The sequence below is a fragment of the Janthinobacterium sp. FT14W genome, from assembly GCF_009208755.1.
GTDB lineage: Bacteria > Pseudomonadota > Gammaproteobacteria > Burkholderiales > Burkholderiaceae_D > Janthinobacterium > Janthinobacterium violaceinigrum.
The window spans coordinates 1-12782 of sequence record NZ_WFLL01000080.1 but is presented as its reverse complement, the minus strand read 5'-3'; the positions used below and the strand labels follow the sequence as shown (position 1 = coordinate 12782).

Here is a 12782-nt window from a genome sequence, read left to right as displayed (position 1 = left end):
CCCGCCGCGGACGGCAAGGCCAGCCCGTCGAGCGCGATCACGCCGCCGTCGGCAAAGGCCAGCGCCCGCTCCAGCACGTTTTCCAGCTCGCGCACATTGCCGGGAAACGCATACGCGGCCAGCGCCGCCAGCACGGGCGGCGCCAGGCTCACGGCCTGGCCCGGGGCCAGGCGCGCGAGGATTACCTCACATAATACCTGCAGATCGCCGCGCCGCTCGCGCAGCGGCGGCAGCGCCAGCTCGATCACGTTGAGGCGGTAAAACAGATCCTGGCGAAACGTGCCTGCGGCCACGCCGCGCGCCAGGCCATGCTGGCTGGCGCACAGGATGCGCACGTCGACGGCTTCGTCGGCACTCCCGCCCAGCTTGCGCACGCGGCGCTCCTGCAGCACGCGCAACAGCTTCACCTGCATGGCCAGCGGCAGATCGTCGACTTCGTCGAGCAGCAGGCTGCCGCCGTGGGCCGCCTGGAACAATCCCTGGCGCTCGTGCCGCGCGCCCGTATAGGCGCCGGGCCGGCAGCCGAAGAATTCGGCTTCCATCAGCGCTTCGGGAATGGCGCCGCAGTTGACCGCAATAAACGGGAAGCCTGCGCGCGCGCCCTGCGCATGGATGGCGCGCGCCGCCAGTTCCTTGCCCGTGCCCGATTCGCCGCGGATGGCCACGGGCGCGCCACAGCGGGCGATGCGGCCGATCTGCGCGCGCAGCGCCTGCATGGGCAGCGAGTTGCCGCTCAGTTGCGGCGCCGGCGCCATGCCGGCGGCGGTCACGGTATGCGGGCGGGGGCTGGACATGGGGAAACGCGCCTTTCTGCAATGGCGGTGGCGAACCGCCTGCTGCAGATGCTACGCCGGACTGCTGCCGGAGGACCTTACGATACGGATGAGCAACGGGGCGCGGGCCTGCCCTTACAGCGTGGCGTGCGCGTGGCTGCAGTAATCGTGGCCCTTGGCCTGCACGTTTTCGGAAGCCGGATAGTACACGCCGCAGTGGGCGCAGCACAGCATCAGCTCGGCATCGGGCAATTCCTGCGGCCGGCCCGGCGGCGTAAACGGGTTCGGCCGCTGCTGTTGCTGCTGCGCGCGGGCGCGCTGCTGCATGCCGCGGATCTTGCTACGGATAGCAAACAGCACCAGGAACACCAGCGCCAGCCAGAATAAAACACGTGTCATGCGAATCCTCGGTGTAAAACCACTTCCAGTACAAAACGGCTGCCGACATAGGCCAGCAACAAGGTGGCGAAACCGGCCAGGGTAAAGCTCAGGGCCGTCTTGCCGCGCCAGCCGCGAAAACGGCGGCCTGCCAGCAGGGCGGCAAACAACAGCCACGACAGCATGGTAAACACGGATTTGTGGTCCCAGTTGAGCGCCTTGCCAAATAATTGCTCGGAAAAGACGATGCCCGACAGTACGGTCAGGCTGAGCAGGATGAAACCCAGGCCGATCATGCGGAACAGCAGTTTTTCCATCGTCAGCAGGGCCGGCAGCTGATCGAGCGCGCTGCCGATGAAGCCGCGGCTTTCGCTGCGCGTATGCAGACGCGATTCCTGCAGCGCCATCAGCACGGCGTGGAAGGCGGCAATCGTCAAGGTGCTGTAGGCAAGCACGGCCACGGCGATATGCCAGCCGAAGACGGCGGACTTGCCTTCCATGTTGACCTGGCTGCCAGGAAAGGCCCAGGCCAGGCCGAGGGCGATGACGGCGCTGGGCATGACCATGCGGCGCAGTCCGTCCAGGCTGAAATTGCGGTTCTCTATCCAGTAGGCGCCCACCGAGACCCACAACGCGGCCGACAGCATGGCGGAAAAACCGAAACGCAAGGTGCCCGGCGCCATCAGGTCGAACCACAGGGTGGCGGCATGCGCCAGCCAGGCGATGCCGGTCAGGCCGGCAATGAGCCGGGCACGGGACGAGGGAAGCACCGCGCACGCCGCGTACAACAGGGCGGCGAGGAAAAAGAAATAGATCTGCATAGTTTAAGTTTACACCATAGCCGACAAGCGCGATTCAAGCGACAGCCCGGGAGACAGGCATTCCGCCGCCAGCCCATGCTGCAAGCCTGCCATGATATCGCGCCTGAGGCGCGACGGGGTGGCGCCCCCTCAAGATTTCGGCAATCTTTCCGCCGGCACCGCTTTACCGCGCCGCAGCCACGTTGCCATCCTGATTAGCCAGTCCTATAATTATGTCCACATAGCAACATTTATCCACCCTTACGCCACCGCCACCATGTCTTTTCCAAAATTGTCCTGGACCTGCCTCCTGCTTGCCGCCTGCACCTTGCTGAGCGGCTGCATGAAAGATGCGCCTTCCCAGTCCACTTACGAGGAGTATTTCCGTACGTCTATCCAGAACTACGATCTGTACAAGGATTACTTCGACATCGCCAAGCTGGAAAAGCTGAACGGCTGGAAAGAGAACGAACAACAATACGACATCAAGGGCTCCGCCATCCTGCGCGCCAAGGTGGGTTACCTGGAATTGCTGGCCGACGTGGCCGACAAGCTCGAAGCGCAGGCAAAGACGGACAGTTCCGCCGGCATGACCATGGGCCTGGGCCTGATGGCGCGCGGCATGGGCGGCGAAAACAAGGCTTTCCGCGCATTCTGGGCACAGGAGCAGGAAAAGAAGGCGATTCCCGCGCCGCTGCTGGCCCGTCAGGCGGCGATGACGGCCGAGCGCTTCGAGAACCTGCTGCAGTGGGCGGACCAGATCGTGCTGGACAATTACGGCGCCATCATCAACCGCCAGCTGAAGAAAGGCGATGAACTGACGCGCATCTACACGCTGAGCTTCCGGCAGACGGAAAAGGGCTGGATGGGCTTTAACGCCCGCTAAGGCCGCCCGGCATAAGAAAACCTCCGCACCATCGCCGGGCGGAGGTTTTTTCATGGTTTGGCTGATTTACTTCACATTCAGGCTCTTTTTCGCCTGCTCCAGCAAGTCCGTCTTGACCCAGTCCCTGGCCACGGGCGGCTTGCTCATGCGGCCCACGCCCGTCTTCACCATCACATCGGTGGTCACCTGGATATGCTCGGGCGAGATGTCAAACGAATATGGCGAATTGCTGATCGCGTCGTCGAAATCGTCCTTCGTGATCTGGCCGCGGAACACCACTTCGCGCACATACTTTTCCGCCATCGCCTTGCTGTCAATAAAGGTTTTCGTCGCCTCCACGAAGCAGCGCATGAATTTTTCCGCCACGGGACGGCGTTCCTTGTAGAATTTTTCCGTCATCACCATGGTACGCACGGGTTCGCCGATCGGCGTGTCGTACGGTTTGATGACTTCGGTGCCGAAACCTTTGTTGATCGCCTGCGACGATTGCGGCTCCGACTGCATCATGGCGTCGATATTCTTGCCCATCAGCGCCTGGTTCAAGTCGGCGTAGGCGAGGAACACCAGTTGCACATCCTTGCCCTTGGTTTCGGAATACGTCAGGCCCGCCTGCGCCAGCTCGGCCAGCAGCAGCACTTCCTGGATGCCGCCCCGCGTCACGCCCACGCGCTTGCCCTTGAGCTCCTTGACGCTGGCAATCTTTTGTCCCGCCCCCGCCACCAGGCGCGCGCCGCCCTTGGCAAAACCGGCCACCACATAGATGGGCGCACCGCCGGCGCGGCCGGAAATGGCCGCCTCGGACGCCGTCGCTCCCACGTCCAGCTCGCCGGCGATAATCGCCTGCATCACGTCGAGGCCCTTGGCAAAGACATGCTCTTCGACCTTGATGCCGCACTTGGGCGCAATTTCCTTGATGTACGACACGGCGCCGTAATGGGCGAATTTCAAATTCCCCAGGCGCACGACTTCCTGCGCCTGGGCGGCGCCCATGCCGAACGCCAGCACGAGGGCGGCGGCGATACCGGTCTTCAAGGTGGTTTTTTTCTGCATCGGGTTCTCCTGTGGTGGTTGGTATGTGCCCGCCAGGGCATAAGACACGGCTTTTTTATTATGGGGAGATAGTACCGCGTGTTAGAGCCAGGGCAACATTTTTTTGCCGGCGGCCGGCCCTTGCCCGGAGGCGGCAAGGGCCGGCACCGGCGCCGGCAGCTACTGTCCCGCCAGCGCCACCACGGGGTCGAGTCCCGATGCCTTGCGCGCCGGCATGAAGCCAAACACCAGCCCCGTCACCACGGCGCAGGCGAACGCGCCGCCGACGGCGCTCAGCGAAAAGATCACCGGCACATTCCACACCAGCAGCAGGGCCGCCACCGTCACGCCGGCAACGATGCCGGCCACGCCGCCCACCACCGACACCAGCACGGCTTCGGTGAGGAACTGGCGCAGGATGTCGCGCCGGCGCGCGCCCGTCGCCATGCGGATGCCGATCTCGCGCGTGCGCTCGCGCACCGTCATCAGCATCACGTTCATGACGCCGATGCCGCCCACCACCAGGGAGACGGCGGCAATCAGGCTGAGCATCATGGTCATGTTGTCCTGCGTCTTCGCTTCGGCGGCAATCGACGCGGCCGCGTTGCTGATGCCGTAGTCGCGGATGCGGTGGCGCTCGAACATGGTGGCGTCGACCGCCGCCTCCACCTCCGTCACGCGCTTGACGTCGTCCACCGCCATCACCGTGTACGTCGGCTCGCGCTGGCCGAAGACGCGGATGCCGGCCGTGGAAAACGGCAGCAGCAGCACGTCGTCTTCATCCTTCTCGCCCGTCAGCGCGCCCTTCGCGCTCATCACGCCGATCACCTGGAACGGCACGTTGCCGATCAGGATGCTCTGCCCAACGGGGTTGGGCACGTCGGGCATCAGCTTTTCCGCCAGGTGCGCGCCCAGCACGGCCACGGTGGCCATCTCGCGCTCGTCTTCCTCGGTAAAGAAGCCGCCCTTGGCCACGGGCCAGGTCTGGATCTGCGGCAAGGCCGGCCCCGTGCCCCGCACATACGTCTGCACGTCGAGGTTACCGTGGCGTATCACCTTGTTGCCGGTGACATTCGGCAGCACGTGGGAAATGCCCGGCACATCCTTCAGTGCATCCAGGTCGGCCAGGGTGATGCTGCGTCCGGGGATGCGCGAGCTTTCGCCGCGCGACGCCATGTACAGCAGGTTCGAGCCGAACGCCCCCAATTGGGCCATCACCTGCTGGCGCGTGCCCAGGCCGATGGCCAGCATGACGATCACGGACGCGACGCCGATGATGATGCCCAGCAGGGTCAAGCCCGTGCGGAAACGGTTGATCCACAGCACGCGCCAGGCGGCGCGCGCCGCGTCCAGCAATTCCGTGCCCAGCGAGGCGCCCGTGTCATGGGCGGCGCGCAACATGTCCAGCGGCGGCAGGGCCGTCGACGTGGCGGCAATGGCGACGGCGCCCGAGTCTTCGATGATTTCGCCGTCGCGGATCTCGATCACGCGGCGCGCCTGGGCCGCCACCTTGCGGTCATGCGTAATGAGGATGATGGTGTGGCCCGCATCGGCCAGCTCGCCCAGCAGGGCCATGACTTCGGCGCCGCTGCTGCTGTCGAGCGCTCCCGTCGGTTCATCCGCGAGGATGATGCGCCCGCCGTTCATCAGGGCGCGCGCAATCGACACGCGCTGCTGCTGCCCGCCGGACAACTGGTTCGGCCGGTGGTCGAGCCGCTCGCCCAGACCCAGGCGCTTGAGCAGCGCTTCGGAGCGGGCGTGGCGGGCGCTGGCCGGCATGCCTGCGTACAGGGCCGGCACTTCCACGTTTTCGCGCGCCGATTCGGTGGCGATCAAATGGTAGCCCTGGAAGACGAAGCCGAACGCTTCGCGCCGCAGCCACGCCAGTTCATCGGGGTTCAGGCTGGCCACGTCCTGGCCCGCGAAGCGGTAGGTGCCGTCGCTGGGCCGGTCCAGGCAGCCCAGCAGGTGCATCAGGGTCGATTTGCCGGAACCGGACGCGCCCACGATGGCGACGAATTCGCCGGCGCCGATGGACAGGGTCAGGCCGCGCAGCACTTCCACGGCCGGCGCGCCGTCATGGCCGCCGTAGCGCTTGCGGATGCCCTGCAACTGGATCAGGGGCGGCTGCTCCGGCTGCCCCGCCGGTCCCAGCGACACGGCCTCGCTCATGGCACTCATAACTGGAACCTGCTGCTGCCGCTGCCGGCCGGCTGTTCGCCCGTGACCAGCAATTCGCCTTCGCGCAAGCCTTGCAGCACTTCCGCGCTGAGGCGGTTGCGCACGCCCACGGTGACGGCGCGCGTATCGACCTTGCCATCGGCATCCATCACGCGGGCCGTGAACTGCCCCGGCTTCGCGCCTTCCCCGGTGGACGGCTTCAGGGCCGGCAAGGGCACGGCCAGCACATTGTTTGCCGCGGCCGTGACAAACACCACTTGCGCCGTCATCTGCGGCATCAGTTCGCCATCGGCGTTATCCACGTCGAACAGCACTGTATACAGAATCACCTTGCTGGTCGACGGCGCCAGTGCCGTGCCGGCGGCAGAACCGCCGGGCACCGGCGGCGCCGGCAGCACCTGCCGCACCTTGCCGCTCCAGCGCCGCTGGTCGCCGCCCAGGGTGGTGAAGTACACGGGCATGTCCGGGCGCACGCGGCGCACGTCCGCTTCCGACACTTCCGTCCACACCGTCATGGCCGACAGGTCGGCGATGCGCAGGATGTTCGGCGTCTGGTACGTCGCGTTCAGGGTCTGCCCTTCCTTCGCGTCCAGGCCCACCACCTTGCCGGCCATGGGCGCGTAGATGCGCGTATAGCCCAGGCGCGCCTCGTCCGCCTTCAGGCTGGCCTGGGTCTGGTCGATCTGCGCCTTCAGGTGGTCGATCTTGGCACCGGCCGAGGCCAGGGTGGCTTCGGCCGTTTCCAGGTCGGCCAGCGGCGTGGAGTCGAACTTCGCCATCTGCTTCTGGCGCCCGTGCTGCTGGCCCGCCAGGCGGTGCTGCGCCTGCTGGTCGGCCAGCTGCGCGCGCAATCCCGCCAGGGCGGCGCGGCCCGCATCGACCGTGGCTTGCTGCACGCTGGGGTCGATCTCGGCCAGCAGCTGGCCTTTTTCCACGGCGCTGCCAGGCTGCACGTGCAGGCGCGTGATCTGGCCCGACACCTGCGCGCCCACGTCGACATAGGTCTGCGGCTGCAGGGTGCCGATGGCCGTGACGCTGGCCTCGATATTGCCGCGCTTGACGGGCACCGTGTCGAACACGGTGGCCGGGCCCCGCGTGGCCCACAATGCACCGGCGCCGAACAGCGCCAGCAAGACCGCGCCGCCCAGGATGCGGGCGCGGCGGGAAGGCAGGCGGGCCGCCATCAGGAAGCCGCCTTGCGGTTGCAGGTAAAATAAAACGGTGTCGCCAAACGTGAAAAGTGCATCGGTCTATCCTTGAAAATGGCGGTGTACTTCACCGCAGGAACATCACAAGCCCTGCCAGCGCGGCGACGGCTGCCAGCAGGGAACTACGAAACAGCAAGCGGGGGGCATACGGCAGCAGCAGGGCCACCAGCAGCGCGCCGGCCGACAGGAATCCCAGCCAGGCGACCACGCCGACGGTGGCGCTCCAGCCGGCCACGCAGGGCCAGATGGCCAGCGCCAGCAGGATGGTGCCCGCCAGTTGCAGCGCGCGCCGCACGTTCGGCGCCGCGTCGCGCCCCCATACCTGGCCGTGATGGCGGTCCATCGCCAGCGACAGGCTGGCCATGCCCGCATACGCCAGGCCCAGCGCGCACAGGATGGTATTGATCATGACTGTCCTTCCGTATTGATTTGCAGGCTGGCCGATGGCGCCGGGCTTTCCTTGCCGGCGGCCTTCTTCAGCGGTTTTTCCTTGCGCTGGTGGACTTTCCACGCACCCCAGGCGGCCAGCAGGCCAAAGGCCATGCTGGCCAGTTCCACGCCCGCGCTTTCCCAGTCGCCGCGCGCGATCTGCGCCGCCAGGTTGTCGCCCGTGCTCAGCACGTTCAGCACGGGCAGCAGCAGGCACAGGGCGGCCAGCACACACAATTGTTCGATCCAGGCGCGTTTTTCCCCGCGCAGGCAGGCATGCACGAGCATCACGAACCACACGCCGAAGAAGGCGCGCACTTCCCAGCCGGCGCGGTGCTCGATGCCGACGGGGATCAGGCGGTTCGCCCACAGGAAGCCGGCGCAGGCAATCGCCAGGCCTGCAATGGCCGCCACGTTCAGGCATTCGATGACGCGGTACACGCGCTGCGTGCAGGCGCCGAACTCGCCGCCCGCGCGCTGGCGGCGCTTGACCATGAACAGGATCGCGCCCGTGCCCATCATGGCCGTGCCGGCCAGGCCGCAGAGGAAGTACAGCCAGCGCATGGGCGTGCCGCCGAAGCCGGCCATGTGCAGGTTCGACATGACGACGCGCGTCAGGCCCGCGCCGCCCGTGTTCGACTCGCCCGGCGCGCGCACGGCGATCTGCTCGCCCGTGGCCAGCGCATAGCAGGCCATGCCCGTGTTGGCGCTGATGCGCTGCAGCGTCTCCGTCTCTTCATTCCAGCCATACATGCATACGCGCATGGAGACGTCGTTCGGGTTGTCCAGCACCACGGCGCGGATTTCCTGGCCGATGGCCTGTTCGGCGCGCAGGGCGAACGGTTCCAGCGATGGAATGGCCAGCGGCTGGCCCATGCGCGCGGGTTTGCCCGAGTCGTTCCAGTCGCTCAGGAAGGCTTGCTTGCCATGGTCCGCGCCGTATTGCGCCACCACGGGCGCCGGCACATAGTCGTCGCTGTAGAACGCCAGGCCCGTATAGGCGATCATGAACTGGAACGGCAAGGTCAGCACGGCCACCGCGTTATGCGCGTCGAGCCACGAACGCTGGCCCTTGGCCGGGCGAAAGGTGAAGAAGTCCTTGAAGATGCGCTTGTGCGTGATGACGCCGCTCACCAGCGCCACCAGCATGATCATGGTGGTGATGCCGACGATCCATACGCCGATGCGTCCCGCATGCAGCTCGTAGTGGAAATCGACGAAATGGTGGCCGCCGATGGTTTCGCGCTCCGTCGCCTCGCGCGCATGCTCGATGACGGCGCCCGTCAGCGGGTCGAGGTCCGCCGAGCCATAGCCGCCGCCGGGCTGGAACCAGTAGGCGGACAAGCCGTGGCCGGGGCGCTGCACGGGCCAGATTTCCCACATGTCCGCCTTCGGGTGCTCCTTGGCCATGAAGTCGAGCGCCAGTTCCAGGCGGTGCGCGCGGTCCGTGACCTTGGGCAGCGGCGGATCGTTCGCATGCGCCGCCTCGGCCAAAGCGTGTTCGGGCGTCATCCAGTGGCCGATCGGATCGTCGAAGACGGCCAGGGAACCGGTCAGGAAGATGGCGAACAGCAGCCAGGAAATCCACAGTCCGCTCCACGTATGCAGCCAGGCCATGGCCTGGCGCAGGCCGCCCTGCTGCGGCGTCTTGGCCACCTTGTCTACCTTGACGGCGTTCATGCGGCACCTCGCGACAGCAGCATGCCGATGCCGCCGCAGACGATGGCCGGCAGCAGCATGCCGAGCCAGGCGCGGCGCAGGTCCTGCACGGCAAAGACCCAGATCACGGCGCAGGTGTAGACGACAAACGCGCTCAGGGTGGCCGTCAGCACGGCTTCGGCGCGCGACAGCGGCAGCACGGCCGACAGCAGCACGGCCACGCCGGACGTGAGCGCATAGCCGCCAAGGACGGCGGCGAGCACGCGCGAGAACAACATCATGTTGGCCGATTTCATCATCGCGGCGCTCCCGCTGCCCTGCGCTGGTTCACGCCATCGCGGGCCAGATTCAACTGCACTTCCATAAGCCATGCATCCTTCATCAAGATAGATAATGTAAATTCAATAAGTTACAGCTTGTAATTCAAGGTCAGCATCAGGTTGCGCTGCGCACCGGGCAGGTTGCCGAAGACATCGGAATAGATGCTCTGGTAATAGTGCTTGTCGAGCGCGTTGTTGACGTTCAGGTGCAGCTCGGCGCGGCTGTCGACCTGCCAGGCCGCGTTCAAGCCCACGATCGCATAGCGGCCCTGGCGCAGATGGTAGGTACCGTCGCTCGACTCGGTCGCGCCCTGCCCGTACACCGAGGCGCCGACGCGCCAGCCCTGCGCCGCGCCCGACAGGTGGTAGCTGGTGACCAGCTTGAGCTGCTGGCGCGGATAGCGGCTGTTGAAATCCTTGCCGATATTGGCCGGATCGCTGTCGCGCGCAAAATGCGCCTTCACATAGGTATAGCCGGCCGACAGCTGCCAGTCCGGCGTCAGCGCGCCCGCCACGTCCAGTTCCACGCCTTCGCTGCGCACTTCGCCCGACGCGCGCTGGCAATAGCCCCAGGTGCTGCCGGGGCAGGGATTCGGGCCGGCCAGGTCGTCCACGCCGCGGTTTTGCTGGCGGATCTGGAACACGGCCGCGCTGGCATTGAGCGCGCCGCCAAAGTATTCGCCCTTCACGCCCGTTTCATAGTTGGTGCCGCTGATCGGCTTCAAGGGCCGCGCCTTGGCGTCCGTGGCCGCCTGCGGCTGGAAGATTTCGGTCCAGCTGGCGTACACGGAATGCTGCTTGTCGAGGTCATACACGACGCCGGCATACGGCGTGAATTCGCGCGCCACCGAGTAGCCCGCGTCGTCCTTGTACCAGCTCAGGCGCCCGCCCAGCACCAGCGACAGCGGATCGGCCAGGCGCAGGCGCGTGCCCGCATACACGCCGCTTTGCTCGGTGATGCTGGCCGTGCGCCACTGCGCGTAATCGATGGCGGGGCGCGCCACGCTGCCCGCATCCCAGTGGTAGGGATCGATCACGGGCGCGCTCTCTTTCCAGCTGTACGGCGCCCAGCCGCCATAGCTGTTTTTCGACGCGCGGCGGTGGCTGGCGCCCACCGTCAGCTCGTGCTGGCGGCCGAACAGGCTGTAGCTGCCGCCGGCATACGCGTCATAGCTGGTATTGGCCACTTCGGCGCGGTAGCTTTGCGAATTGAAGCGCAGGGTGTCGCCGCGGCGGCTGATGCCGGAAAACGTCGTGTCGATCTCCCGCGTCTTGCGCGTGGCCGCCAGCCTGGCCTTCCAGCCGTTGCCGAAGCGGTGTTCCAGTTCGGCGAAGATGGTTTGATCGGTCTGGCGCCAGCCGTCGAAGTCCGTGCCCAGGTAGGTGGAGCGGGGCAGGTTCAGGAAGCTGCCGTCGGCGGCCGTGACCACGCCCGTCGTGACGCCGTCGTTATCGGTCTTGCGGTAATGCGCGCCCACGGTCAGGGCGATGTCGGGACGCAGGTCCGCTTCGATGATGCCGTACAGCTGGTGATTGCGGCCATGCAGCACATCGACGTAGTCCCGCTTGTCCTGCAGCGTCGCGACGATGCGCCCGCGCAGGGTCTTCGCCTCGTTGAGCGCATTGGCCGCATCGGCTTCCAGCCGGTAGTTGCTCCAGCTGCCGATACTGGCCGAGAATGATGCCTGCGGCATGGCCGTCGGGCGCTTGCGCACCAGGTTGATGGCCGCGCCGGGCGTGCCGCTGCCCGTCGTCAAGCCCGTGGCGCCGCGCACCACCTCGATGCGGTCATAGATGGCCAGGTCGTCATTGTCGCCATTGAAGGTGCCATTCGCGCCCAGGCTGGTGGGCAAGCCATCGAACAGGATGTTATCAATTGGAAATCCCCGTGCGCTGAAACTGCCCGAATCGCCCGTAAAGTTACCCTTCTGCATGACCAGGCCCGTGATCGACTGCACGGCGTCGTCCAGGGTGGTGATGCCCAGGTCGTCGATCTGCTGGCGCGTCAGCACGCTGACCGACTGCGGCGTCTCGCGCAGCGACAGATTCAGTTTGGTTGCCGTATTGCTCACGCCCGTCGTGTAGGAGCCGCTGCCTTCCGTCGCCGTATCGCGTCCCGCCGTGACGGACACGCCGCCCATGGTTTGCTCGGCGGCAGGGGCGGCTGGCGCCTGCTGCGCCAGCGCCTGGGTGCCGGCGGCCAGGCACAAGGCCGTCACGGCCAGCGCCAGCGGATGCCGCTGAGGACGGAGTGATGCGAAATTGACAATATGTGTAACCTGTTGCATGAAAATCCTGAAAAATGGCGTCATGAGACGCTAAAAACAGGCGCCCTACTCTGTAGGTGCCGCGAGAACGAAAAACGGGCAGCCGGATGGCCGATATTTTTTGCGCAGCGTGCTATGGCGCCGGTTCGACCGTCACCCAATAGCGCGTGCGGCTGCGCACCTGCACCGGCAGCGAATGGGGCAGCATGTTCAGGATGCGCTGCGTGTCGGCCAGCGGGAACACGCCCGACAGGCGCAGCTGCGCCACTGCCGGCGCGCAGTCGATCACGCCGGGGCGGTAGCGGGCCAGGTCGGCCAGGAAATCGCCCAGGGTCACGTCGTCGACGATCAACTGTCCGCGCGACCAGGCATCGGCATACGCATCGATGGCGTGCGGCGCGTCCGGCGCATGGCGGGAAAAGGCCACGCCGCGCCCGGCCGCCAGCAGCAGGGGCGTGCCGCCGCCGTCGCGGGGACGGATTTCAACGGCGCTTTCAAACACGTCCACGGTGCTGTAGCCCTCCTGCTGGCGCACGGCAAAGCGCGTGCCCAGCGCGCGCACCAGGCCTTCGCGCGTGGCCACTTCCAGCGGCGCGGCGCTGCCGGCGCCCCGGCCGCTGACGACGAGGATTTCGCCGGCCAGCAGTTCGATCAGGCGGCGCTCGCCGTCGAAGCGCACGTTCACGGCCGATCCCGTATTCAGATTGAGCACGCTGCCATCGTCCAGCACCACCTCGCGCCGCTCGCCCGTGGCCGTGCGGTAGTCGGCGCGCAGGGCGCGCGCGCCCTGCCAGGCATCCGTCTGCGCGGCCAGCAGGCCGCCGCCAGCCGCCACGCCCAGCCACGCCAGCA

The 12782-nt window shown here is 66.4% G+C and carries 12 protein-coding genes; 1 reads left to right on the top strand and 11 read right to left on the bottom strand.

All coding sequences use genetic code 11. The annotated features are described in order from the left end of the window. From GCN74_RS27465 to GCN74_RS27455, 3 genes are all read right to left on the bottom strand, one after another. Nucleotides 1–794: sigma 54-interacting transcriptional regulator (locus tag GCN74_RS27465; protein ID WP_152259598.1), on the bottom strand; the 794-nt coding region annotated here is incomplete at its 3' end. Nucleotides 795–908: 114 nt separating this feature from the next. Further along, nucleotides 909–1172, bottom strand: a complete 264-nt coding sequence (locus tag GCN74_RS27460) for a PP0621 family protein (RefSeq protein ID WP_152259597.1) — start codon at nt 1170–1172, stop codon at nt 909–911. Beyond that, nucleotides 1169–1972 carry an inner membrane protein YpjD gene (locus GCN74_RS27455; RefSeq protein ID WP_152259596.1) on the bottom strand — a complete coding sequence of 268 codons (804 nt, stop codon included), beginning with the start codon at nt 1970–1972 and terminating at the stop codon, nt 1169–1171. The genes GCN74_RS27460 and GCN74_RS27455 overlap by 4 nt, the downstream gene beginning before the upstream one ends. A 256-nt stretch (nt 1973–2228) precedes the next feature. On the opposite strand from GCN74_RS27455, the gene GCN74_RS27450 reads away from it, so the two are divergent. Beyond that, the gene (locus GCN74_RS27450; protein WP_152259595.1) at nt 2229–2837 is read left to right on the top strand and encodes a hypothetical protein; all 609 of its coding nucleotides are present in this window, start codon (nt 2229–2231) and stop codon (nt 2835–2837) included. Between the two features lie 66 nt (nt 2838–2903). Here the strand turns inward: GCN74_RS27450 and GCN74_RS27445 are convergent, their stop codons facing one another. The 8 genes from GCN74_RS27445 to GCN74_RS27410 all read right to left on the bottom strand — a co-directional run. Further along, entirely contained in the window at nt 2904–3887 is a 984-nt protein-coding gene (locus GCN74_RS27445; RefSeq protein ID WP_152259594.1) for an ABC transporter substrate-binding protein, read from the bottom strand. A gap of 159 nt (nt 3888–4046) precedes the next feature. Next, entirely contained in the window at nt 4047–6038 is a 1992-nt protein-coding gene (locus tag GCN74_RS27440) for a MacB family efflux pump subunit (RefSeq protein ID WP_152259593.1), read from the bottom strand. A gap of 5 nt (nt 6039–6043) precedes the next feature. Next, on the bottom strand, nt 6044–7231 hold the full coding sequence (locus tag GCN74_RS27435; RefSeq protein ID WP_152259592.1) for an efflux RND transporter periplasmic adaptor subunit: 1188 nt from the start codon (nt 7229–7231) through the stop codon (nt 6044–6046). A 91-nt stretch (nt 7232–7322) separates the two neighbouring features. After that, a complete protein-coding gene (locus GCN74_RS27430) occupies nt 7323–7664 on the bottom strand; it encodes a DUF3325 domain-containing protein (RefSeq protein WP_152259591.1) in 342 nt (113 codons plus the stop codon). Continuing rightward, nucleotides 7661–9364, bottom strand: coding sequence for a PepSY-associated TM helix domain-containing protein (locus GCN74_RS27425; RefSeq protein ID WP_193317295.1), 1704 nt, complete (start codon nt 9362–9364; stop codon nt 7661–7663). The genes GCN74_RS27430 and GCN74_RS27425 overlap by 4 nt, the downstream gene beginning before the upstream one ends. Further along, nucleotides 9361–9642, bottom strand: coding sequence for a hypothetical protein (locus GCN74_RS27420; protein WP_152259590.1), 282 nt, complete (start codon nt 9640–9642; stop codon nt 9361–9363). The genes GCN74_RS27425 and GCN74_RS27420 overlap by 4 nt, the downstream gene beginning before the upstream one ends. A gap of 110 nt (nt 9643–9752) precedes the next feature. Beyond that, nucleotides 9753–11951 carry a TonB-dependent siderophore receptor gene (locus tag GCN74_RS27415; RefSeq protein WP_193317294.1) on the bottom strand — a complete coding sequence of 733 codons (2199 nt, stop codon included), beginning with the start codon at nt 11949–11951 and terminating at the stop codon, nt 9753–9755. 112 nt (nt 11952–12063) lie between these two features. Beyond that, nucleotides 12064–12782: FecR domain-containing protein (locus GCN74_RS27410; protein ID WP_193317293.1), on the bottom strand; the 719-nt coding region annotated here is incomplete at its 5' end.